Genomic DNA, 23,008 nt, shown 5'->3' with positions numbered 1-23,008 from the left:
CCACGTTTCGGCATGCACTGGACGCGGCCTTCCGCGAAGTTGCAAAGGCATCCCCCCAATGGGAGAAGCTTGGGCTTGGATCACTGATGGTGCTGAAATCAACGCGTGCCGGACGAAGTCGACATGAAGCGCGGAGGAAGTGACATCCGGCACAGCAGAACGCTGCGGGCGTAGACTCTAATTTCAGCCAGAGGAGGCGAAGGTATGCCATTCAATGCAGGCGCGTTTGCAGTGGGGAAGGACTTCGACAGGCCGCTAGGGGCCTTGATTCAGTCAGAGGGAACTTGGTTTATGCGGGCACAAACCAAGGACCGCCAAGATATGTTGGACGTAGCGGTCGCAATCAGCGGCCAGGAAATCGGGGAAATTCGATACCTGGATACGCCATCCAGTTGCGTCCATCTCGCTGACGGCGTGAGGGTCGTGTTCCGGATTGTTGGGGCGATCGAGGGGCCGGGGAAGCCGCCGATGGGCGCTCTGGCATGGTCGGTGGACGGGAAGGAGCAGGCAATTTTGCTCAACGGACGCTACTTGACCGTGGTGGGAACCGAATCTAAGAGTTTCAGCGCCGAGCGCGCGTTCTACTCCAGAAGTTGGGGGGCATGGCTCGTTGGAGAGGATGGGAAGGAAATGGCCAGCGATCCTTTGTTCTTCAACGAAATCGGCCGCAGAGGTGCTGAGGTCGCTTGAGCACGGGGAAGTGCCCGCCGGCCCCTGCGGATTCAGCAAAGGTACGGTTTTAAACGCGACCTTTCTCCGGGTTAGAACCGGAAGAACAACCGTCCCCCGTAAGGAGGACGGTTAGCAGCGGTCAGCGTGCAGGCACCTGGTACTTGCCGTTCCTGACGCCATCAAGCACCGCGTCCTTCACCTTGCGGAATTCGTCCTCGGCCGTGCGGTAGAGGTCGGCCGGCAGGTTGGCCTCAACGAGGCGCCCCTGAAGCTGCGTGCGGCCCATCTCGAAGTTCATCTTCAGCAGGTCCACCATTGCCGCCGGCTCGTTCCTGCGGGGGCTGCCGATGTATGTCGAGAGCGCCTTCTCCTGGGCAACGTCGCGGCCAATGGAGCGTGCGAGTTTCGTCTGATCGTCCGTGTTCAAGCGCGGTTCTCCGCTGTGGGTAGAGCGGTCATCCTACCGCTAGAAGAATGCAAATAACGCTTGAACGTTGCCAACGTTTTGGTATAGTTCTCGGCAAGGTGGGGAGAGTCTCATCTACGCGGCTCGCCACTCGGCGGGCCGTTTGCGTGAATGCCTGGCGGACTGGCCAAAGATGCGCGCGATGTCCGGCTGAGTTTTATGCAATCCTTGTCCGTTCACGGAAGATCACAGGGGGAGCTAATGAAGTCGAGTAGCAGTCGTGTAATGCGTTTCCTTGAAATTAAGATCTCCCACGGAACCGGTGCCAAGACACGGGAGCCATGGGATTTGACCGCAATACTGACGACGGCGGCGGGCAACGCTTTTTATCAGCGGGCCGTTAGGGATGGCGCGAAGAGGGTCGTGCGCATCAAGCACTGTGAATTCTTCGAGGAGAATGGCCGGCCTTATGCAGCTGTTCTCTTTGTAATGGCTGATGCTGGTTATATTGATGCCAGCTACGAGAACATGCAGACGGGAGCGGCGCGTACGTTTGCCAAGGATGACGGGGAGGGATATCGCACCGAGGCACATCTGGTGATCGACCTCTCCTACACTCTCCAAGGCACTACCCAAGTGTATCCTTGCGCTCTTGAAGAGTCGCCGGGGCTGGGGCCGTCAGTCGTTCTGAGTCGACTGAACCATCCCTTGCACAAGGCTGGTGAGCGAGAATTGAAGGAAGGGAACGACACCCATAACTGGTTCCCGGTGGTTTCGCTGGACGGCCTTCTGAGCAGAAGCTTGATCGAGGAGATCGAGAAGGGCGAATTGCTGTCTTTTGATCTTGTGAAGGAAGAGTTGCAGGATCAAGGCTTGGATGAGCCCGAGGAGTTGGTACGTCGTAGGCAGATCCTATGCCTCGACGTCCGGCAAGATCCTGAAGAGGGGCGAGTTTCCGCTGTCATCGCCCGGGCTCGCCAGATCGCGTTCGGCGAAAACTATGAGCAAGTGCGAATTCACTATAAGGAGGAGGGAACCGGCAAGCATAAACAAGCGGTGCTTGACGTTCCCGAGGATGCGGTGGATCCGGGTGAAGAGCTCGAAAAGCTTGTTTCCAGGTCATGCAAGATTGAGCTGCCTGAGGCAATGAACTGGGATCACACAGAGGTTGTGATGACCTTCGCAAAGCAGATGGCAGGGAAGCTCGCTGACGAAAAAGGCGACTAGACATGTGGAAAGCACTACGTCAGTTGATTACACCGCTAGCCTATTTGCGCATTAGTGCTGAAGGCTGGGGCAAAGTCATGATCGATTGGCTACTGCCCGGGGTGCTGGCTGCGGGCGTAACGACCATTTGGTGGAACTGGCCCTCGCTTGTGCCGTTGGGCGGCGGTAGCGGCCTCCTTGTGGGCGTTGGCGCAGTCATGCAGATTTTGGTCGGTTTCTATGTGGCCGCGTTAGCAGCAATCGCCACTTTTCCCACTCTGTCGCTAGAGAATGATGTTCATCGCATGACGTTGGACGGCGGGAAGATAAAGAGACGAAAGCTCCTTGGCTACCTCTTTGGTTACTTGGCCCTTTTGAGCATGGCGATGCTTGTCGCGATGCTCTTTCGGAATCTTCCCCAGGAGGCCGTGAAGTTGGCCAGTCCGGAGATGGCTCGCTGGCTAAAGGCGCTCGGATACTTCGTTTACCAGTTTGTCCTGTGGCAGATGATCTCCATCACGCTTTTTGGAATTCACTACCTCGCGGATCGGATACACAGATCTTAGAGCTGCACTAAACGTATGTTTGAAGAGAGCCCCGGCCCAGCCGGGGCTTTTTCTTTGTCTGGAGACGCTATGACGCAAATCACACCCCAACAAGCTGGCGGCGTGAACGTCGTCGCCTTCCTCGACATGCTGGCTTGGTCCGAAGGGACCGACAACGGCAGACAGCCGACCAAAGATCGCGGCTACGACGTGATCGTGGGAGGCAAGCTGTTCACGAGCTACGCAGACCATCCGCGCGTACTGGTCGACTTGCCCAAGCTCGGCATTCAGTCGACGGCTGCGGGCCGCTACCAGCTGCTGCGGCGTTACTACGACGCCTACCGCAAGAGCCTGGGCCTGAAAGACTTCTCGCCGCTGAGCCAAGACCTGATCGCCCTGCAGCAGATCCGCGAGCGCCGCGCGCTGCCGCTGATCCAAGCCGGTCGCATCCCCGAGGCCATTGCCGCCGCCCGCAACATCTGGGCAAGCCTGCCGGGTGCCGGTTATGGCCAGTTCGAGCACAAGCTCGACAGCCTTTTGGCCGCGTACCGGAAAGCCGGCGGGGTGGTCGCTCCATGACCGAGCCTGTGAGCACCATGAAAATCGCAGTGGGAACCTTCACCGCGGCAGTAGTGGCACCTGCCACAGCTGATGCACTGCGTGAAGCTGAGCGCATCATCCTGGGCGTGCCCCAATCGGTTCTGCTGGTCGCGATGGCCGGGGCCCTTATTGGTGTGCTGCTGCTACCGGAGAAAGACGCCGAGCGGGTCGCAGCAGATGCTGGCCGTCGCCGGGGGCACCGCCTCCTGCAGACGGTCGCGCGCTGGCTGGCACTGGGCGTGGCAGTGGTCGCCTACGCCATCGTGGCCGCATGGGTTATCGCAGTCGCGGCATCCATTTTTACGTCTCTGGCCGGGGCGCCGCAGCTGCCGCTTGCAGGTCTTTCCGGCGTAATGATTCGTCGGCTGTTGCCCGGCTACGTGCGCATGGTCGAGAAGGCCACGGGCACCATCGGAGGTGAAAAGCCATGAGCGAGTTCATCCGATTTCTGAGGGCGCTATGGCGCTTGGTCGTGGGGGCACTTGCCGACGCACTGGAGTGGCTGCGCAAGCCGGGCAGCAAGATCAAAGTGGTCTGCGCTGTTCTGGCGTTTGGCTGCATGGTCTCCGGCCTGTCCTCCTACGAGAAAGAGCAGCGCATCCGAGAACTGAGCGCGCAGGTGGTCAAGGTCAAGGCCGACTGGGATGCCGACGCATCCCGGCTGCAGGCCGACGTCGAAGACCGCGACCAGCGCTTGGCTGACGTTGCGGCGGCACTGCGGGCTGAGGCCGAGAAGCTGAAGGTACTGAAGTCCGAGAGCGCCGTGGCACTCAATGGCTTGGCCACCAAGATCGAGGCGGCCGAGCAGGATGCTGCCACCTGGAAGGCCCGGTACGAACGGCGCCCCGACACCTGCAAGGCGGCCCTCGAGCTGCTCGATTCCGCCTGCCCGGCGCTGAAGGGCTACTGATATGCGCGTCATCGTGGTTGTCATCGCTGCGTTGCTGGCCGCATGCCGGGCCGCGCCCACCAGACCGAACCATCCGCCGCCGGCCGTCATCAATGTGCCGGTGACCACCTACGTGCCCATCGATGCTGCGCTGACGAAGCGTTGCAGCTGGGTGCGCGACGGGAAGCCGTCGCTGGTGTTCGACGTGAGCAACGGGCGGAAGCGGTGCCTGCTGCAGTACGAGGCTCAGCTTGATGCAATCGAGCAGCTGGGAGGGAAGCCTGTTCCCTCGCCGGAACGCTGATCAAAACCTGACGATCGGCAACGCCGGATCGCCTTCTACAGAGAGAAACCCATGTCCCGAACCATCAAAGTACTCGACGTTACCCTGTGGCCGACTCTCTCCCAGCGGCTTGCACAGCGCCTGCGCGCCCTCGAGGTGGAAGGTGAGGCCCTGCGCAGCGAGCTCGCCGCGGTCAAGGCGCACGGCGAGGATGTCGATTCCGCTGCCGGCTCGCAGATCAGTTCGCTCACCAGCCAGCTGGCCGCGATCAATGGGGTGCTGATCGAAGTGCAGGACCGCCTGCCTCCGCTGCCCAAGAGCAAGAAGGCCAAGGTCCAGGTCCGCCGCCGCAGCCCGCGCTGATGGCGGGGAAGGGCAAGGCCATGTTGGCGCTTGGCCGGCTCAAGGTTGGCCAGATGAACAAGACCGAGTCTGCATACGCGGAACGGTTGCGCGCGCTGGAGTTCGCCGGCGAGATCCAGTGGCACCGGTTCGAGGGGCTGAAGGTGCGCCTGGCCGACAACACGTTCTACACCCCGGACTTCGCGGTGATGGCTTCGGACGGCGTCATGGAATGCCACGAGGTCAAGGGCCACTGGCAGGACGACGCGCGCGCCAAGATCAAAATCGCTGCGGCCATGTACCCATTCCGCTTCATCGCGGTGAAGGTCAAGCCCAAGCGGGATGGTGGCGGCTGGGCAGTGGAGGAGTTCTGATGGACGTTGCACAGATCGAAGCATTGGCGAAGGCCCTGAGCGTTGAGCAGGCCGCGCGAGCTGGAGCAGATGCGGCCTTGGCTGCGCGCATCGACGCCAGCACGGATGCGCGCATGGACCGCCTAGTCGGGGCCATCGAGCAGCAGGGAAAGCAGATCGCCGAGCTGGGTATGCACGTCGGACTGCTGGTGCAGGCCGTCGCGCAGCTGCTGGGTGAGGAAGCGGGCGCACCGTTGCAGGAAGAAGGCGCCGCGCCCGAGCGTGTGGACCTGGACGGGAATCCGTACTGATGGCAGGGCTGGCCGGCAACCGCCAAGCCAAGCGCGCGTTGCCAACGAACAGCAGGGCGTGGCGCGCGCTGCGGGAGACCATCCTGCTGCGCGACCTGTACCGGTGCCAGGAGCATGGCTGTGGTGTGTTGTGCGCCGGCAAGGGGAAAGCCCACGTCGATCATGTGGATGGCAATCCGAACAACAACGCTCCGGAGAACCTTCGGACACTGTGCGTCAGCTGCCATAGCAGGAAGACCGCACGCGAGGATGGCGGCTTCGGCAACACCGAGCGCGTCCTGATCGGTTGCGACGCCGATGGATGGCCCTTGCAAGCGTCACGGCAGGGGATCGCGCGGCCGAAGTAGCCCATGGAACCTGAATGAGCATGTCCACAGGTTATCCACAGATGCCTGAACGGGGGGCGGAAAAGTTTGGGTCGATTTGCCAGCGATACGTGCACCCCCCCAAACGCACGCATCCACAGTTGGAAAGACGACCCCATTTCTTAATGAACGGCGCGTCGTTCAGTGAGCGATTCAGGCGGTGAAACATGGCAAATCCCCGTACCCCAGCAGCAAAAGCAGCGGTGTCAGGTGCCGCGGCAAAGAATCCGCAGCGACATCGAAATCGAAAGACGCCGAAGGGCCCAAAAGCAATTGGCGCTCCCTACAAGGGGATGACCAAACAGCAGGTCGCCGTCTGGAAAGAGCAGGTCGAGAACATGCCCTGGCTGCACGCCGGTCACCGGCTGCTGCTGCGTCAGGTGTGCATCCTCGCCGCGCGAATGGAGACTGACCCGGAGATGGGCGTTTCGGCGATGCAGGCTCTGGGCTCGCTCCTGTCGAAGCTCGGTGCCACGCCGGTGGACGAGACAAAAGTGAATCATGGCCAAGGCGACGACGAAGACCCAGACGACAAGCATTTCTGACTGCCGGACCAGCGAATATCCGCTGGCGGTGGTGGAAGGCAGAACCGTTGCGGGCCCCCATGTGCGCAACGCCTGCCGTCGCCACCTGAAAGACCTTGAAGACGCTAACGAGAGAGGCCTGTACTTCGACCGCGAAGCTGCAGACAAGAAGATCGCCTTCTTCGAAGACGTGCTGCGGCTCAGTGAGGGGCAGTTCGAAGGAAAGCCATTCAAGTTGCACCCCAGCCAAGCTTTCAAGATAGGCAGCCTGTTCGGCTGGAAACAGGCCGATGGCACGCGACGCTTTCGGCGCGCGTACATCGAGGAAGGCAAGGGCAACGGCAAGTCGCCGATGGCCGGTGGCATCGCGCTGATCGGGCTATGCGCCGATCAGGAAGCCGGCGCCCAGGTGTACGCGGTGGCCTCGCACAAGGATCAGGCAGGCATCTTGTTTCGCGATGCGGTCAAGATGGTGAAGGCTTCGCCTGCGCTGAAAAAGCGGCTGGAGTTCTCAGGCGGTGAGGGCAAGGAATACAACATCGCCTACCACAAGTCGCAGAGCTACTTCCGGCCAGCGTCCCGCGATGTTGGCAAGACGGGTTCAGGCTACCGCCCGCACTTTGTCCTAGCCGACGAAGTGCACGAGATGGCGGACGGCAAGATCATCGAAATGATGGAGAACGGGTTTAAGTTCCGTCGCTCGCCATTGCTTTTCATGATCACCAACTCGGGCAGTGATCGGAACAGCGTTGCATGGGCCGAACATGAGCATGCGGTAAAGGTGGCCGCTGGCCATTACGAGGCCGTGAACGATCCGACCTTCATCGGCGAACCCATCGATGACCGTACGTTCTCGTTCGTTTGCGGCCTCGATGAGGGGGACGACCCGCTGGAGGATTCGCGATGCTGGTTAAAGGCCAACCCGATGTTGGGGATCACCATCACGGAGGAGTACCTGCAGGCCCGCGTTGACCTGGCCAAGCAGATTCCCAGCAAGCTCAACGAGATTCTGCGGCTCAACTTCTGCATGTGGACCGACGCAGACCAAGCGTGGCTCAGCCGCGACACGCTCGAGCCGGCCCTGGAGTCGTTTGATACCTCGCAGCACCATGGCAAGCGCCTCCATCTCGGGTTGGACCTATCGCAGAACCGCGACATTACGGCGCTGGGCGCGGTAGTGGAGACCGGCTCGAAGGAAGTTCTGGTAGAGGTCGAGGGCAAGAAGACGCTGGTCAAAAAGCCAACGTTTGACGCGTGGGTAGAGGCATGGACCCCAGGCGATACGGTCAAGGCACGTGAACTGCGCGACAAGCTTCCGTACAGCACGTGGATTGCGAAGGGGCAACTGCATGCTCCGCAGGGCCAGACGATCAGCTACCGGCACGTCGCCCAAACGGTGGCCGAGTACGACCGTGACTTCGAAATCGTCCAGGTTGCCTACGACCGGTACGCGTTTCGCCAGTTCGAAGAGGAAGTGAAGGAGCTAGGCCTTTCGGTTTCGTTCGTCGAACATCCGCAGGGTGGCCTGAAGAAGGGCAAGCCCACCGAGGCTGCAGTGAAGGCCGCCGCCGCCGCAGGTAAGCCGCTGCCGGAAGGTCTCTGGATGCCCGGATCTCTCCGATTGTTCGAAGAAGCCCTATTGCAAGGACGCGTCCGCCTGCTCGGGAACCCGGTGCTGGTGTCGGCAATCATGTCGGCCGTCATCGAAAGCGATAAGTGGGAAAACCGTTGGCTGTCGAAGGCACGGTCGGTCAACAAGATCGACGCCGCGGTAGCGGTCGTGATGGCTTTCGGCTCCGCACATTCATCGGCCGCGCCCGCCTCTGTCTATGAGCAGCGAGGCATCCGATTTCTATAGGAAACGCAATGTCCAGGTTCAACGAAGAAGATATCAAGTCGCTGGACCGGATCTGGAATCCGCAGCAGGCTGCGCCACAGGGTGCACGAGCTGAGGCCGGCCAGTTCACAGGGATGGATGACCCGGCGCTGCTGGAGTTCATCCGGGCGCGGAGTGGGCACGGCGGTGGTGGCTACCAGCTGCGCAACATGGCAGTGCTTCGCTGCCTGTCCCTGATCTGCGGAACCATCGGCATGCTGCCGCTGAATCTGATCGAGTCAGGCGGCAAGAAGCGGATCGCTACTGAGCACCCGGCCCACCGGCTGCTCAAGGTCAAGCCAAACCCATGGCAAACGCCGTTGGAGTTCAAGCGGCAGATGGAGCTTGCGCGGCAGCGCCACGGTGACGCGTACGCGCGGATCGTATGGTCAGCAGGCCGGCCCATCCACCTCATCCCGCTGGACTCGTTGGCTGTGAAGCCTGAGCTGGGCGACGACTGGCGGATGCTCTACCGCTTTAACAGCAAGAAGCGTGGCGACGTGGTGCTTAAGCAGGAAGAGGTGCTGCACATCCGCGATATCTCCGTGGATGGTGTGACCAGCTTGTCGAGAATGAAGCTGGCGGACCGGGCCATTCGCCTTGCGCTCGATGCGGAGCGGGCCGCCAGCCGCATCTTCGAAACCGGCAACATGGCAGGTGGCGCTATCGAAGTGCCGAACGCGCTAAGCGATACCGCCTACGGCCGCATGCGCGGATCGCTGGACACCGAGTATGCCGGCGCTGCAGCAGCGCAGAAATGGATGCTGCTGGAAGAGGGTGCAAAGGCGAATAAGTTCGGCAGCACGGCGCAGGAAGCGCAGCACGTCGAGAACCGGAATGCCCAGGTGGAAGAGGTGGCCAGGCTCTACGGCGTTCCCCGCCCGCTGCTTTTCCTGAGCGACACCAGCTGGGGCACCGGCATTGAACAGTTGGGCATCTTCTTCCTGCAATACACGATGCTCGAGCATTTCACCAACTGGGAGCAGGCGGTAGCGCGATCGCTGATTCCAGAGCGCGACCTGGAGCGATTCCAGCCGAAGTTCAACGTGAGGGCGCTGATGCGCGGAACGCTGAAGGACCAGGCGGAGTTCTTCAAGGCCGCCCTCGGCTCCGGTGGCACAAAGCCGTTCCATACGCAGAACGAAATCCGCGACCTGCTGGACTACCCCGAATCGGACCAGCCAGGCGCCAACGACTTGATCAACCCCATGACACAGAAGGGAAAGAACGATGAGCCTCCGGCAGCTACCTGAAATTCGCGCCGAGCGACGGCTCGGCGCTGCCCAGTTCGACATGCGGCCCGACGCGCTGGAGCGCTGGGAGCCGGAAGTCCGCGCTGCCGGCAACGACGCGAACAGTATCTCCATCTACGACTCGATCGGCGAGAACTGGGAGGGCACCGGCGTTACCGCCAAGCGGATCAGCGCCGCCCTTCGTGCGATCGGCAGCAAGGACGTGGTGGTGAACATCAACTCCCCCGGGGGTGACTTCTTCGAGGGCGTGGCGATCTACAACCTGCTGCGCGAGCACCTGGGCCGCGTGACGGTCCAGGTGATGGGGTTGGCTGCGTCGGCGGCATCGGTTATCGCCATGGCCGGGGATGAGATCCTGATGGGAGACGGGGCGTTCCTGATGATCCACAACGCGTGGGCGGTGGCCATCGGCAATCGGCACGACATGGCGGACGCGGCAAAGCTGCTGGAGCCCTTCGACGCGGCCATGGCGAAGGTCTACGCCGCTCGATCGGGTGTCACCGAGGCGGAAGCGGCCCGGATGATGGACGAGGAGACGTGGATCGGCGCCGCCCAAGCCGTGGAGGATGGCTTTGCCGATGGCCTGCTCGACGGGGCCGCCGCTACCAAGGATGCCAAGCAGACATCGGGCGGCCGCAAGGCGCTCGCCCTGGTGGAAGCAGCAATGGCCAAGGCTGGCCACTCCCGCTCCATGCGACGCGACACCCTCAAATCGCTGTTCAACGGCAAGCCGAGCGCTGCCGACCCTGCCATGCCGAGCGCTGGTGGACAGGAAACCACGGCCCTGTTGCAGGGCCTTCTCGACAACATCAAAGCCTAAGAGGCCAAAAAATGACCAAGATGACCCACGGCCGCGTTCCGCGTGGCCTCGTTTCCGTGCACGCCGATGGTGGTAGCCAGCCCGAGGTGAAGGCGCTGGTGGAGAGCCTGAACAAGGCATTCGCCGACTTCAAGGCCGAGCACAACAAGCAGCTGGACGAGATCAAGAAGGGCAATGCCGATGCATTGCAGGCCCTGAAGGTCGACAACATCAACGCCGATATCACCCGTCTGCAAGCCGCGGTCGACCAGGCCAACACCCAGATGGCCGCGTTCCAGATGGGCGGTGGCGGCGCCGCCAGCGACGTGGCCGATGCCGAGTACACCGATTCGTTCCGTGCTCACTTCCGCAAGGGTGAAGTGCAGGCTGCCCTCAACAAGGGCGCGGCCGACGAAGGCGGCTACCTGGCACCGGTCGAATGGGATCGCTCGATCACCGACCGCCTGGTTATCGTCTCGGACATGCGACAGCTTGCCAACGTGCAGCCCTGTTCGGGTGCCGGCCTGACCAAGCTGTACAACACCGGCGGCACGTCCTCGGGTTGGGTGGGAGAAGAAGACCCCCGCCCGGAGACCGCGACCTCAAAGCTGCGCCCGCTCAGCTTTGGCTGGGGCGAGATCTATGCCAATCCTGCCGCCACCCAGCAGCTGCTGGACGATGCCGAGATCGACCTGGAGACGTGGCTGGCCGGCGAAGTCGAGCTGGAGTTCGCCAGGCAGGAAGGTGATGCGTTCTTCTCCGGCAATGGTGTCAACAAGCCGTTTGGCATCCTGACCTACGTGGAAGGTGGCGCCAACGCCGCCAAGCACCCGTTCGGCGCCATCAAGGCCGTGAACAGCGGTGTTGCAGCCGGCATCAATGGCGACAGCATCCTGGACCTGGTCTACGACCTGCCGTCAGCCTTCACCGCTGGCGCTAAGTTCGCCATGAACCGCAAGACCCAGGGCGTGGTGCGCAAACTGAAGGACGCGCAGGGCAACTACCTGTGGCAGCCGTCCTTGGTGGCCGGTCAACCGTCCACCCTGGCCGGCTTCGCCGTGCAGGACGTGGCGGCGACGCCGGACGTAGCGGCCAACGCGATCGCCGCGCTGTTCGGTGACTTCAAGCAGACCTACACCGTGTACGACCGCAAGGGCGTGCGCGTGCTGCGCGATCCGTACACCAACAAGCCTTACGTCATGTTCTACACCACCAAGCGTGTGGGCGGCGGCGTACACAACCCGGAGCCGATGCGCGCCCTCAAGATCGCAGCTTCGGCCTGATCACCCACCTGTCGGGCGGCCCCGCGCCGCCCGGCTTCAATCCTGTGTTCGAGGAGCCGCAATGGCAAAATTCATCAAGCCTTTCCGTGGGGTTCCGGAAGGCCAGATCTATCCCATCCAGTTCGCTGCCGGTGATGAGTGTCCGCCCGAACTGGAGCCTGGCGCACTGTCGGTGGGCGCACTGAGCCTAGTCCCCGGCGCCCCGGCACCGGGGACGCTGTTGGGCTCAAGCCTGCAGCCGGCGCGGTTTGAGTTCGCCGACGGAAGCGAACTGTCGCTCGGCGATGTGGTCAGCAAGGCGCATGCAGCGTCGGGCTTGTCCGTCGAGGCCTGGAACGAACTGAGCGAGGACGCCCGCGAGGCGGCGATCGCTGAGACGGTGCAGGGTCTGACCGCCGAGAACGCCGAGGCCGCCGCCAAGCAGCAGGCAGCCGGCGACAAGGTGGCCCTGATCGCCCAGCTGGAGGCGGCAGGTATCCCGTTCGATAAGCGTTGGGGTGCTGAAAAGTTGGCCGCAGCACTGGCTGAAGGTAAGAAGGACTGACATGCCCATCGTCTCGATCGCACAGGCCCGCTCGCATGTGCGGGTCGAGCCTGACTACCCCGAGGAGCAGCTGCAGCCGGCAATTGCTGGTGCGGTGGACGCTGCGCAGGCTTATCTCAATCGCAGGGTCTACGAGACCTCGGACGCGCTGGCTCAGGCACGAGCCGGCTACCCAGCGGCGGTCAGGGCAGCGGCAACAGCGCGTGACCAGGCACTGGCGGACGCAGCCTTCATCCGCAACGGCGAGGAACGCACCGCGGCGATCCGCGTTGCCGCAGTTGCATTCGGCGAGGCCACGGCCGAGGCGGATGCATGCATTCATGGTGTGGTCGTGAATCCCAGCATCGTCACGGCCGTACTGCTGACGATCGGTCATCTCTACGCGAACCGCTCTGACGTAGTTGTGGGGGCCCAGGCGATAGAGCTCCCCAACGGAGCCAAGAGCCTCCTGCGCCCATATCGAAGAGTGATGATGCCATGACGCTTCAGGACGGCGACCTACAACACCGTATCCGTTTCGAGCGGGAGGCCACGACGCGCGACCCCTTCGGCGGTCCAAGTAAGCCGGTGTGGGCTGAAGTAGTGTCGGTATGGGCCAAGGCCACCAACAACCTTGCCGCCACCACCGAAGCGGTGGCCGCCGGCGTCGACCACTACCGCGAGCAAGTCCGGTTCGATATTCGCCCACGGCAAGTTGATCCGCAGTGGCGCATCGTGTTTCGCGGGCGTTATTTCGACATCAAGAGCGTCGCCCCAAGCAACGATCGAAGTGAGTTGGCGATTATCGCTATTTCGGAGCGCAGCGATGGCTGAGCAGGTGTCCATTCAAGGTCTGGACGGCCTCCTGCGCTCGCTGCGAGAGGCTCCCAAGGCCGTGCAGGGAAGGGCGGTCCAGACCGGTATGCGCAAGGGCGGCAATGTGATCCGGGACGACGCGAGGCGTAGGGCGCCGAAGGCATCCGGATTCATGGCAAGCCAAATCGTCACGCGCCGGGCCAACGCTCGCAACAGGACGCGCGCCGGCGTCGGGAAAGGCGGCGAGTACTTCACCGTGGGGGTCAAATCGGGCCGCCGTCGGAAGTACGCCAACACCAAGCGCAATCAGCGACGTGGTCGAGCTGGAAAGTCGTATGTCGATCGTGGCTGGGCCTACTACTGGCGGTTCCTCGAGTTCGGCACCAAGAAGCTGAGGGCCAATCCGTTCCTGACGCCGGCAGGCGAAGCGAAGGGGCCGGAGGCGGCGCAGGTGATCATCGATGAGACCTGGAGCGCGCTCAACAGTCAGATGAGAAAGGAGGGTTGGAGATGATGGTCCCCTTGATCCAATCCCTGTTGCAGGGCGACGCGGGTGTCCGGCAAGTGCTGGGCGACCCCATCAGGGTCGGGCCGGGCACTGCACCGCAGGACACCGCACTCCCATACGCGACGTGGGAGGTCGTCGGCGGGTCGCCTACGGCGATGCTGTCCGAGACACCGCCTGCAGATGGGTGGAGGGTTCGCTTGACCGTATGGGGCGACAGCCTGACCCAAGCCAACGGCGCCGCGGTGGCCATCCGTGATGTGGTCGAGCGCGTGGGCAGCATCGAGTCGTACAACCCGACGCCCGACAGCGAAGGCACGGATGCGATGGGAATTTCATTCGACGCACGTCTCCTGCAGCTGCGCTGATCCACACAACGGCAACTCACCGGCCCCGCAAGGGGCTTTTTTATGCCCGGCGACGGGCGCAACACAAGGAAATCCCTATGGGACAGGTAATCAAGTCGAAGCACTCGCAGCTGTTCGTCGCCATCGGCGCGGCCGAAGTCATCAAGGTGACCCGCCTGCGTTCTGTTGGTTTCCCCGATGGCCAGGCGTCGGAGATCGATATCTCCGACTACGACGACGACTGGGATCAGTTCGTCGCCGGCCGAAAGCAGACCGGCAGCACCAGCATCGAAATCATCTACGACAGCGTCGACCACGAGAAGCTGGAAGACCTGCACAAGACGGGCGCCGTCGTGAACTGGCTGGTGACCGCACCGCTGTCCGAGACGGAGGGTGTCGCGAAGCCGGCGGCGGTTGACGGGACGATCACCCCGCCGACCACGGTGCTGTCCAAGCAGTTCGACGGGTTCGTGCAGAACTTCGCGGTGAGCAGCCAGGACAACGACGTCTGGAAGGCAACGGTCACCATTCGCGGCTCCGGCGCGGTGACCACTCACCGGCCTGCTGGCGGCCCGTAACGGGCGGCAACGGCTGCACCACTCTCGGCCCGCTTCGGCGGGCCATCTCTTTGACGGGGCTCGAGGATCCTCCGCGTGTTAGCCGTGCGCGGCCCGCGCGCCCTGTCGCCATTCAAGGAAAACGGCCAATGAGCAAGACCAACGAAACCCTCCCGCTTGAAGCCGTCGCTCCCTCGCAGACGGTGCTGCAGGCGTTCACCAGCCTGGGCATGTTCGCGTCCAAGGACGTGCATGCCGATACGATCACGCTGCCCAACGGCGACAAGGCCCAGTTCTACGTCCGCGAACTGCCGGACGCCGAATTCCGCAAGCTCTGGCAGGACGCAGACCGTGCCAAGCTGATCGCCGCCACCATCTGCGACGAAGATGGCAAGCCGGTGATGACGGACGTCCAGGCGGCCCAGCTGAAGCCGCTGGTGGCCGCCGAGCTGCAGCAGGTGGCCATGAAGCACTCGGGCTTCGGCGACAAGGCCGCTGACGCCCAGGCCGAGGCGGGAAACGCCTAAGGCAGCGGGGCGAGGACTGGTTCTGGCATGTGCTGGCCGGCCACCTGCATCGCACGGTGGCCGAGCTGCGCGGGACCATGTCGCGCAAGGAGTTCCTGCGGTGGTGGGAGTTCCACAAGCGAAACCCCATCGATCCGGTGGGGCTGCACATCAAGCCGGCCGCATTCGCTGCCTTCACCTTCGCCGCGCACAGCCAAGCAGGCACGAAGCGCGGCATGCAGGACTTCATGGACGTGCTGGTGCCCCGGTCGGACGACGACGAGGCGCAGGACTGGTTCGATTCACTGGGATGACCAATGGCTGACAATTTCGGGCGCTTCGCGGCGGTTCCCATCGGCCCGCTGCTGGCGGCGCGAGACGGCGGCCTCACGCTGGCCACCACCGCCGCGGCCAATATCAGCCGCATGGCCAAGTCGGACGTGGCGCAAAGCACGGGAACGGTGGGGGTCGAGTTCGCCGTCTGGGGCGACGATCCGATGTCGGCAGTGGTCGGCATTGTCACGGCGGCAGCGCCGCTCAGTACCTACCCGGGGGCCACGCCTGCCGGGATTGGCTGGGAGCTGGGGACCGGTCGGGTCATGTTGAACGGCGCGGCTGTCGCCAGCGGTCTGCCCGTCGCCAAACACGGTGATATTGCTGGGCTGCGGTTGGTGTTCGGCACGCCGACCCGTCTGCAGCTCTACCTGGGCGCCACGCAGGTGCATCAGCGGGATATCACTCTGGCCGGCCCGTTGCACTTTGCCGCCGCGCTCGCGGCGAGCAAGGCCGGCGGTCTGTGCATGGTGGTGAACGCCGGGCAGTGGAATGCTCGGGGACCTGCCGCGCTCGCCGGCTGGAAGGTGGCTACCTCCTCCGGGCCCGTCACCCGCCTGTCCGACGCGGACTGGCTGACTGCACCGGGCGACCTGCCGGCCAACGCACGCTACGAGGGGCTGATCGCCGAAGGGGTGAACCTGATCAGCGAGATCAACTTCTGGCCTTGGGGCGGTGACCCGGTCACCCAGACCAGTGCTGCTGAGTGCGTGGTGCTCGACGCCGACGGGCTGCTCGACAGCCTGGCGCTGTCCGGCGCCTCGGGGATGCCGGTCCAGATCCGGGCAGGCAGCTCCGCCGGCATGCTGGCGGACACCTCTGCCGTGTTCCGCTTCACCGTGGACCGCATCGAGATCAACGACGACGGCAGCAAAACGGTTCACTTCCGCGACGCTCACGACGATCTGGACGAGACGATCAATCGCGGCGTGTTCATGCCGAACATCGCCGCGTTGGCTTGGAAGCCGCAGCCGGTCGTGATCGGGGCGGTGGCCAGCGTGCCGGCGATGGGTGCCAACTCAGATGCGACGGCGATGTTCGTGGCCGACGGCCTGGTCTACGCCGATGCGGTGATGGACCGTGGTGACCTCATGGAGCCGGGCACGTTCACTCTGTCGCCCGATGGACAGCAGCTGATCATGAAGTCACCGCCGGTCACGCCGGTGGTGGCGGACCTGTCCAGCGTTGGACCGGGCCAGCGCCCGGCCACCCTGCAGCAGGCGATGGCCGACATCATGGGCCGCCTGGGCAAGACCTCATGGTCAGGCGGCGACTGCGCCGCGGTTGATGCCGCGACGGGCTATGCGGGCGTGGGCTACTACGCCGGCAATGCCATCACCGGACGGGATGCCATGAACGCCATCCTCCCCAGCTATGGGGCGGCCTGCTACCAAGACGCCACCGGGGTGCTGCGTTTCACCCGGGTGGTGGCCCCCGAGACGTTCGGTGGTGCTCCCGCGTTCGAGCTCACGGCCAACGACCTGGCCGAGGATCTGCTGGCAGTGCCAGACGACGCGCCGAACCTGACGCGCCGCATGGCCTACCGCCCGAACGCTCAGGCGTTGGCTGCCTCGGACCTGGTCACGGATGTGGTGGACGTGCCGCAGGGGCGCCGCGACGAGCTGACCGGCCTGTTCCGCGCGCAGGTATACGGCGGCGGGGCGCTACACCAGCACTATCGCCGCGCGGACGCGGCAGATCCGGTGATCTCGCTCTTCTGGAACGCAGCCGACGCGCAGTCGGAGATCGACCGGGTGGTGGGCATGTACCGGCAGCAGCGGTTCTTCTACCAGGTGACGGTGCGCGGCGATCAGAGCCTGGCGCCGCAGCCCGGCCAGATCGGCCGGCTGACGTACCCGCGCTATGGCCTGGCCGAGGGCAAAGCCGTGCTGGTGAGGCGCGTTGAGCGCAACCCGGCCACGGGTGACGTGGTCCTAACGGTGTGGGGTTGATCGGATGCTGATCGGATATGGAATGCCAGCCCCTCAGTCGGTGGCGCTGGTAGGTGGGACCTGGCTGACGGCAGACGGAGGCGCGGCGCTGTTCGACGGCAAGCCCGCGCGCCGGGCGCGTATCGCCCGCACCGGTGCGCTGTCCGTAAATATCACCCTGGCTGAGGCTGTTGTGCCGGGCATCGTGGCCGTGCTGGGCCTCAACGTGCCCGCCGGCGTCACCGTGCGGGCGGCGGGCGCCACCGGCCAGACCGTACGCCTGCCGACCGGGACCGTATGTGCATGGCTCTTCCCGACCGGCACGGCCGCGGTCAGCAGTGTGGCGGTCCAGATCGAAACCACGGTGGCCAACGTGGAGGTGGGGGAGATCGCGATCTTCCGGACGGTGGACGTTGGAATCACGGATGGATGGGCGGTGGCGCCGATCGACGCCAGCACCCACACGCGGACCAAGGGTGGGCAGGTGAACACGGTAGCCGGTGCCGTGTACCGCCGCCTGACCGCGACGCTGTCGGGCCGCGCGACGGCAGTGGTGCGCAAGGGCGGCCTGGACGGAACGGACTGGGAGACGGTGGCAATGGCGATGGCGGGGCGCCAGCGCGCATGTGTCGTGCCGCAATACCGCGACATTCAGACCAAGGCGTTCGATCCGGTTCTGGCCGCGCGCGCTGCCATCTATGGCCACGCCACCCAGCTGCCCTCTGCCGAGAACATCAGCCGGCAGTACTTCTCTGGATACCTGGAATTTGAGGAAATCCCGGCGTAGCTGGCATGATCCCAGCAAAAATATCGGGAGTTTCTATGAAATATGCACTCCGTTTCCCACCCCTGCTACTGCTGGCGTTGATGGTTGCCTGTTCCGCGCGGGATGACGGTTCCAAGCAGGCGCTGCTGAACTGTATGAGCGCGATTCAGTCCGCAACCGGGGACGCAGGCAGCACCAAGGTCCCGTATGCGAAGGATATGGGGTCTGGGAACGAGCACTACTTCGCTTGGCCCTCAGGGTCGGGACTGACTCTGCCGGAACGATATGGCAGTTCTCAGCCGGCGTCAGCGTCCTGCATTGCCGACGCAGCCGGTGTCGTGACTGGCGTGACCATCAACGGGTCGGAGATCCCGATCCGTTAGAAAGAACCCTCCATAAGTCTCTAAGCCCGCCTAGTGCGGGCTTTTTTTTTGGAATCGCAATGAGCCTCTACACCCTTACCGTAGACCTGCTGCTGAAGTCGGGCTCCTTCGAGCGCGACAGCGGAAAGGCTGCTCGCGTAGTCCAGCGCGACATGGCGGCCATCCAATCGTCTATGTCGGAAGCGTCGCGGCGCGGGGCCGACGAGGTCGCGGCCGGCTTCCGCCGCGTTGCCTTCGAAGCTGTGGGCCTCACCTCTGCGCTGGTGGCCGTGAAAGCCGCAGTCGGCAAGGCGGACGAGTGGACGAACCTCAATAATCGGCTGCGCTTGGTGACTCAGGGGCAGGCTCAGTTTGCAGCCGCGCAGGCAGATGTGATCCGCATCGCCGGTGCTGCGCGACAGCCACTCGGCGCCACCGCAGAGCTGTACCAACGCATCGCGATGAACCAAGAGGCTCTGAACCTCTCTGGCAGGGACTTGGCGCGCGTCGTCGAAACTATCAGCAAGACGATGGTTATCAGCGGCACGTCAGCTGCGGGGGCGGACGCAGCACTCGTACAGTTGGGCCAGGCATTTGCATCCGGCACGCTTCGCGGTGAGGAGCTGAACTCAGTGCTCGAGCAAGCGCCCGCACTGGCCCAGGCCATTGCGAAAGGCTTGAATGTACCGATCGGCAAGCTGCGAGAGTTGGGTGCCGCGGGCAAGTTGTCTTCCCAACAGGTGATCAACGCACTGCAGAGCCAAGCCGGCGCAGTGGACGCGGCGTTCGGCAAGATGGACGCCACCGTTGGCCAGTCGATGACGCTGTTCAACAACAACCTGCAGGTGATGATCGGAAGGGCGGATGAGGCAACTGGCGCCTCAAGGGCGCTTGCGGCTGGTATTGGGGCGCTCGGCAACAACTTGGAGATGGTGGCAGTGGCTGGCGCGGCCGTGGCTTCTGGTCCGCTGCTCAAGGCCCTTCTCGCGCGGGTGGCAGCTGCAAACGCTGGGATGGTTGCCGATCGGGCCGCCGCGGCGCAGAGCTTGGCGGCGGCCCAGCAACTTGAGCTGCGCACCCGCGCTGCGATGCTTGATGCCCAGGCGGAGGTCCGACGCACAGCTGCGATCGGCGGCAGCGTTTCGGTAAGCTCCAAGGCTGCTGCCGCGACTCTTGAACACCGGCAAGCAACCCTGCTGCTGGCTCAGGCGCAGACCCAGGCCACCGCCGCAAACGCGGGTTGGCTGGCGCGGGCAGGCTCCTCGACGCTTGCCATGCTGGGCGGGCCTGCTGGCATCGTGACGATGCTGGCTACGGCAGCAGCTGGTTGGTTGATCTTCCGAGACAACACCCACACCGCGTCAGCCGCGCTGATCGATTTCGGCGGTGCTGCCGACACCGCGATCGAAAAGTTCCGCGAATTGAACCGTCAGCAGCAGGCGGGCGAAATCCTGCGCCTGCAGAAGGAGATCGACGCCAACTACAAGACGATCACCGGCTCGATTGGCGAGATGGTGGCAGCAGCTACCAACTTCTCCAACGTCGGCCAGGCGTCGGCCTTCATCAAGGAAACCGAACGGCTGGATGCCGCATTCAAGGCGGGGAAAGTCACGGCGGACGAATTTGCCACCGGTCTTGAGGCTGCTTGGCGGGTCATGATTGAAGGCTCCCCGGCCGCGGCCGCCGTCACGAAGAGCTTGACCGAAGAAACGGCCGCAGCGGCTACCGCTGGCCGGGAGGTCGACCGTAAGAGGTCGATTCTCGAGGCCTTTACTGGCAGCAGCAACCAAGCGAAGACCGCAACCGACGCCCTGTCGGGATCGTTCAACGTCTTGGGGGATTCGGCCGGCGCCGCCGGTAAGCGCATCGCATCGGCGATGCAGTCGCTTCCCGGCCAGCTTGCTCGTGTCGGGAAGAGCGCCGCCGACGTTGCAAAGCTGGATGTGGCCGATTGGTTCAAGGAGGCCCAGGCGGGCGGAGTCGATTTCTCCAAGCGGGACGATCCGAAGGTCAAGCAGTACATCGAGCAGGGCGCCCAGTACATCCGGCTCCAGACCGATCTCGCTGCCGCACAGAAGACCTTCACCGAATCGCGCAAGGCGGCGTCCGCGGCAGAGCGTGCCGGCGCGAAGGACCGCAAAGCCGACGCGGAGGCAATCAAGCGTTACAACGAGCAAGCGGCGATGGCCGCCGCGACCATGGCGGGACCGCTGGCCGAGGCCACGGAGCGCCAGAAGCAGCTCGAGGACAAGCTCAAGGAATCGCTCAAGGAGGGGCGCATCGAGCGGGCGGCGTACAACGCCTTGGTGCTGGAGTCGCAGAAGGCACTTGAGCAGTCCACCGCGGAAATCAACAAGGCGCTGTCCAGCCCGGAATCCCTGCTGGCCACCATGGACGGCGAGCTGGCTATGCTCGGCAAGATCGGGCGCGCGCGCGAGCTGTACCGCCGACAGCTGCTTAATGAGCGGGACATGCGGCAGGAGCTGCAAAAGGCGGTCGAGGCCGCCGGCGGCAAGGAAGCGCTGGCACTGGCCAAGGGCGCGGCAAGCTACGAAGAGTACGAGCGGTCGATGCTGGCTGCGGCTGATGCATCTGCAGCGCTATCGCTGCGGGTAGAAGAGGCAGCGGCCAACGTCGAGGCTTGGGCCAACGTGGTGATCTACGGTGTCGGCGATGCCGCCGATGCGATGGCGGACTTTGTTGCCGGCGGGCTGCGCGACTTCAACGGGCTTTGGGATGACCTGAAGGACGTGGCTAAGCAGGGACTGCGCAACCTCGCGCGCCAGCTGCTGCAGCAGAAGCTGGTGATCCCGATCCAGACCAGGATCATGGAGGGCTTCAGCAACTGGGGCAGCCAGGGCGGCGGCTTCAGCATGCAGAGCATCATGGGCATGTTCGGCGGGAACGGATCCGCCGCCGGTGGCCAGAATCTTGGGACGATCGCCGGGCTGTTGTCCAAGGGGCAGGGCCTTTTCAGTGCCGGCTCCGCCGCCGCCTCTAGTGGCGCCAGCGCGGGCAGCCTCATGGGATTCGGCAACAACGTCGCCGCACTCACCGGCGGCGGCGCCGCGGGTGGGACCGCAGCAGCTGGCGCTGGTGCTGCCGGGTCTGCCGCCGCGGCGGCGGTGCCGATCATCGGCTGGATCGTCGCCGGCATGATGAAAAACGCGGAGCTGTTCGACCAGGGATGGGACATCGCCAACGGCGAAAGCTGGGCAGGCAAGATCGCCACGGCGGGCGCTGTCGGCTTGGCGGACAAGGGTTTCCGTGGCCTGGGCCTCAACGACAAGACGGCATCGATCCTGTCCGGCTCCAGTATCCACGCAAAGCTGTTCGGCCGTAGCGCGCCCAAGATCACGGGGCAGGGCATTACCGGCAGTTATGGTTTCGATGGCTTTGCCGGCCAGAGCTATGCCGACGTCAAGGCCAAGGGCGGCCTGTTCCGCAGCGACAAGAAGTGGACTCAGTACACCGGCCTCGATCCGAACATTGATCGCACCTTCGACATGGCCGCGCGCCAGGTGCGCGGGGCGACGACGGACCTCGCTAAGCAGCTGGGTGTCGATTTGACGCAGCAGCTCGCCGGCGTCCGGGTGAGCCTGGGCAAACTGACGCTGTCGGCCGACTCGGCCGAGGCCAAGGCCCAGCTGGAAGCCTATCTGGGTGATATGACCGACCGCCTGTTCACCGAGGCGGTTCGGGCGGCCGGGTTCGGCAACCAGCTCGACGGCTACTACGAGTCGGCCGACGTGTTCTCCGCGCTGAGCGCATCCATCGCGCTGGCCGTGGGCAATGCCGACGAGCTGGGTCGGGCGCTCAACAGCATGGAGATCGAGAAGGTCAACAAGGCGGTGGACTACTTCCAGGACCTGGCCGGTGTTGCCGGCACGGATCTGGCCACCCAGATCGAGAAGGTCACCGGGCTGCTGGGCAACTACGCCACGCTTATGGCCGACGTGTCCACGCAGCTGCTCACCGGCAACCTGACGCAGTACCAGACCCAAGCGCTCACGATCGAGCGCACGTACCGCCAGCAGGTGAAGGCGGCCAACGACTACGCCAAGGCGCTGGGCTTGTCTGGTGCCCGGGCGGAAGACCTGGCCAAGATCGAGGCGCTGCGGGCGACCAACATGGGCAAGCTGCAGGCCCAGATCGACGCCGACAAGAAGGCCATGAAGTACGGGCTGTCGATCAGCGACCTGTCGCCTCTGACCGACCAGGAGAAGCTGCAGGAGACGATGCGTGAGCTGGAGCGCGCGGTGTCCGGCGGCGACAGCAACGCGGCGCAGGCGGCCGCACAGGCGGTCCTGGGCTTCGGGCGCAACCTGTTCGCCAGCGGCAAGGACTACAACAACCTGTACGGCCAAGTCACTGGGCTGATCGACAGCATGAAGGTGGGCGACCTCGACCTTGAGGACGGCACCAGCATGGGCAAGCTGGCTGACGTGATCGAGGCGCTGCCGGACAACTTCAGCCGGGCGGTGTTCGACCTGGTGGTCGATGGGAAGGGGCAGGCAGAGACGACGGCGGCCGTGCAGCAGGGCAACACCCTGCTGGCCGAACAGAACCAGGTGCTCCGCGAGCTACTGCGCGTGACCACGTCCGGCGTACGCACGAGCAACAGCTCCGCTATCCGCGAAACCCTCAACAGGTAA

Annotated in this window: 28 protein-coding genes; 27 read left to right on the top strand and 1 reads right to left on the bottom strand. The window is 63.9% G+C overall.

Annotation, left to right across the window (positions count from 1 at the left end):
- Positions 1–204 precede the first annotated feature (204 nt).
- Complete coding sequence (locus tag ACI2JH_RS08930; RefSeq protein WP_404735983.1) at positions 205–690, top strand: hypothetical protein; 486 nt, start codon at positions 205–207, stop codon at positions 688–690.
- Between the two features lie 121 nt (positions 691–811).
- On the opposite strand, the gene ACI2JH_RS08925 is transcribed toward ACI2JH_RS08930, so the two are convergent.
- Positions 812–1,099 carry a hypothetical protein gene (locus tag ACI2JH_RS08925; RefSeq protein WP_313425969.1) on the bottom strand — a complete coding sequence of 96 codons (288 nt, stop codon included), beginning with the start codon at positions 1,097–1,099 and terminating at the stop codon, positions 812–814.
- Between the two features lie 264 nt (positions 1,100–1,363).
- Between ACI2JH_RS08925 and ACI2JH_RS08920 the strand changes: the two genes are divergently transcribed.
- The 26 genes from ACI2JH_RS08920 (at position 1,364) to ACI2JH_RS08795 (ending at position 23,008) form a co-directional block, all read left to right on the top strand.
- Complete coding sequence (locus ACI2JH_RS08920) at positions 1,364–2,305, top strand: hypothetical protein (protein ID WP_253247635.1); 942 nt, start codon at positions 1,364–1,366, stop codon at positions 2,303–2,305.
- A 2-nt stretch (positions 2,306–2,307) separates the two neighbouring features.
- Positions 2,308–2,850 carry a hypothetical protein gene (locus tag ACI2JH_RS08915; protein ID WP_404735982.1) on the top strand — a complete coding sequence of 181 codons (543 nt, stop codon included), beginning with the start codon at positions 2,308–2,310 and terminating at the stop codon, positions 2,848–2,850.
- A 69-nt stretch (positions 2,851–2,919) separates the two neighbouring features.
- Positions 2,920–3,408 (top strand): lysozyme, encoded by a 489-nt coding sequence (locus ACI2JH_RS08910; RefSeq protein WP_404735981.1) that lies wholly within the window; start codon positions 2,920–2,922, stop codon positions 3,406–3,408.
- Entirely contained in the window at positions 3,405–3,860 is a 456-nt protein-coding gene (locus ACI2JH_RS08905) for a hypothetical protein (RefSeq protein WP_088432456.1), read from the top strand. The genes ACI2JH_RS08910 and ACI2JH_RS08905 overlap by 4 nt, the downstream gene beginning before the upstream one ends.
- On the top strand, positions 3,857–4,339 hold the full coding sequence (locus tag ACI2JH_RS08900) for a hypothetical protein (protein ID WP_404735980.1): 483 nt from the start codon (positions 3,857–3,859) through the stop codon (positions 4,337–4,339). Before ACI2JH_RS08905 ends, ACI2JH_RS08900 begins: the two co-directional genes overlap by 4 nt.
- A 1-nt stretch (position 4,340) precedes the next feature.
- Complete coding sequence (locus tag ACI2JH_RS08895; RefSeq protein WP_404735979.1) at positions 4,341–4,622, top strand: hypothetical protein; 282 nt, start codon at positions 4,341–4,343, stop codon at positions 4,620–4,622.
- Positions 4,623–4,673: 51 nt separating this feature from the next.
- The gene (locus ACI2JH_RS08890; RefSeq protein ID WP_404735978.1) at positions 4,674–4,964 is read left to right on the top strand and encodes a hypothetical protein; all 291 of its coding nucleotides are present in this window, start codon (positions 4,674–4,676) and stop codon (positions 4,962–4,964) included.
- Entirely contained in the window at positions 4,964–5,317 is a 354-nt protein-coding gene (locus ACI2JH_RS08885) for a DUF1064 domain-containing protein (protein ID WP_404735977.1), read from the top strand. The genes ACI2JH_RS08890 and ACI2JH_RS08885 overlap by 1 nt, the downstream gene beginning before the upstream one ends.
- Positions 5,317–5,607: a hypothetical protein gene (locus ACI2JH_RS08880; protein ID WP_404735976.1), complete on the top strand. Its 291-nt coding sequence runs from the start codon at positions 5,317–5,319 to the stop codon at positions 5,605–5,607. The genes ACI2JH_RS08885 and ACI2JH_RS08880 overlap by 1 nt, the downstream gene beginning before the upstream one ends.
- Positions 5,607–5,954 (top strand): HNH endonuclease, encoded by a 348-nt coding sequence (locus ACI2JH_RS08875; RefSeq protein WP_404735975.1) that lies wholly within the window; start codon positions 5,607–5,609, stop codon positions 5,952–5,954. The genes ACI2JH_RS08880 and ACI2JH_RS08875 overlap by 1 nt, the downstream gene beginning before the upstream one ends.
- Before the next feature lie 185 nt (positions 5,955–6,139).
- Positions 6,140–6,517 (top strand): hypothetical protein, encoded by a 378-nt coding sequence (locus ACI2JH_RS08870; RefSeq protein ID WP_404735974.1) that lies wholly within the window; start codon positions 6,140–6,142, stop codon positions 6,515–6,517.
- Positions 6,474–8,354, top strand: a complete 1,881-nt coding sequence (locus ACI2JH_RS08865) for a terminase large subunit (RefSeq protein ID WP_404735973.1) — start codon at positions 6,474–6,476, stop codon at positions 8,352–8,354. Before ACI2JH_RS08870 ends, ACI2JH_RS08865 begins: the two co-directional genes overlap by 44 nt.
- An 8-nt stretch (positions 8,355–8,362) precedes the next feature.
- Positions 8,363–9,625 carry a phage portal protein gene (locus ACI2JH_RS08860; protein WP_404735972.1) on the top strand — a complete coding sequence of 421 codons (1,263 nt, stop codon included), beginning with the start codon at positions 8,363–8,365 and terminating at the stop codon, positions 9,623–9,625.
- Entirely contained in the window at positions 9,603–10,445 is an 843-nt protein-coding gene (locus ACI2JH_RS08855) for a head maturation protease, ClpP-related (RefSeq protein ID WP_404735971.1), read from the top strand. The genes ACI2JH_RS08860 and ACI2JH_RS08855 overlap by 23 nt, the downstream gene beginning before the upstream one ends.
- 11 nt (positions 10,446–10,456) lie before the next feature.
- Positions 10,457–11,707 carry a phage major capsid protein gene (locus ACI2JH_RS08850; protein WP_404735970.1) on the top strand — a complete coding sequence of 417 codons (1,251 nt, stop codon included), beginning with the start codon at positions 10,457–10,459 and terminating at the stop codon, positions 11,705–11,707.
- A gap of 61 nt (positions 11,708–11,768) precedes the next feature.
- On the top strand, positions 11,769–12,251 hold the full coding sequence (locus tag ACI2JH_RS08845) for a hypothetical protein (protein WP_404735969.1): 483 nt from the start codon (positions 11,769–11,771) through the stop codon (positions 12,249–12,251).
- 1 nt (position 12,252) lies between these two features.
- Positions 12,253–12,732, top strand: coding sequence for a head-tail connector protein (locus tag ACI2JH_RS08840; protein ID WP_404735968.1), 480 nt, complete (start codon positions 12,253–12,255; stop codon positions 12,730–12,732).
- Positions 12,729–13,064, top strand: a complete 336-nt coding sequence (locus ACI2JH_RS08835) for a head-tail adaptor protein (protein ID WP_404735967.1) — start codon at positions 12,729–12,731, stop codon at positions 13,062–13,064. The genes ACI2JH_RS08840 and ACI2JH_RS08835 overlap by 4 nt, the downstream gene beginning before the upstream one ends.
- Positions 13,057–13,560: an HK97-gp10 family putative phage morphogenesis protein gene (locus ACI2JH_RS08830; protein WP_404735966.1), complete on the top strand. Its 504-nt coding sequence runs from the start codon at positions 13,057–13,059 to the stop codon at positions 13,558–13,560. The genes ACI2JH_RS08835 and ACI2JH_RS08830 overlap by 8 nt, the downstream gene beginning before the upstream one ends.
- A complete protein-coding gene (locus ACI2JH_RS08825; RefSeq protein ID WP_404735965.1) occupies positions 13,557–13,919 on the top strand; it encodes a DUF3168 domain-containing protein in 363 nt (120 codons plus the stop codon). Before ACI2JH_RS08830 ends, ACI2JH_RS08825 begins: the two co-directional genes overlap by 4 nt.
- A 77-nt stretch (positions 13,920–13,996) precedes the next feature.
- The gene (locus tag ACI2JH_RS08820; RefSeq protein ID WP_088432440.1) at positions 13,997–14,476 is read left to right on the top strand and encodes a hypothetical protein; all 480 of its coding nucleotides are present in this window, start codon (positions 13,997–13,999) and stop codon (positions 14,474–14,476) included.
- A 128-nt stretch (positions 14,477–14,604) separates the two neighbouring features.
- Entirely contained in the window at positions 14,605–14,982 is a 378-nt protein-coding gene (locus ACI2JH_RS08815) for a hypothetical protein (protein WP_404735964.1), read from the top strand.
- Between the two features lie 56 nt (positions 14,983–15,038).
- Positions 15,039–15,275, top strand: coding sequence for a hypothetical protein (locus tag ACI2JH_RS08810; protein ID WP_261997040.1), 237 nt, complete (start codon positions 15,039–15,041; stop codon positions 15,273–15,275).
- A 3-nt stretch (positions 15,276–15,278) separates the two neighbouring features.
- Complete coding sequence (locus tag ACI2JH_RS08805) at positions 15,279–17,246, top strand: hypothetical protein (RefSeq protein WP_404735963.1); 1,968 nt, start codon at positions 15,279–15,281, stop codon at positions 17,244–17,246.
- Positions 17,247–17,268: 22 nt separating this feature from the next.
- On the top strand, positions 17,269–18,012 hold the full coding sequence (locus ACI2JH_RS08800) for a hypothetical protein (RefSeq protein WP_404735962.1): 744 nt from the start codon (positions 17,269–17,271) through the stop codon (positions 18,010–18,012).
- Between the two features lie 421 nt (positions 18,013–18,433).
- Complete coding sequence (locus ACI2JH_RS08795) at positions 18,434–23,008, top strand: tape measure protein (protein WP_404735961.1); 4,575 nt, start codon at positions 18,434–18,436, stop codon at positions 23,006–23,008.

Source organism: Stenotrophomonas sp. NPDC078853 (assembly GCF_044901215.1).
Classification (GTDB): Bacteria; Pseudomonadota; Gammaproteobacteria; order Xanthomonadales; family Xanthomonadaceae; genus Stenotrophomonas; species Stenotrophomonas lacuserhaii.
This window is presented reverse-complemented; position numbering and strand designations above follow the sequence as displayed.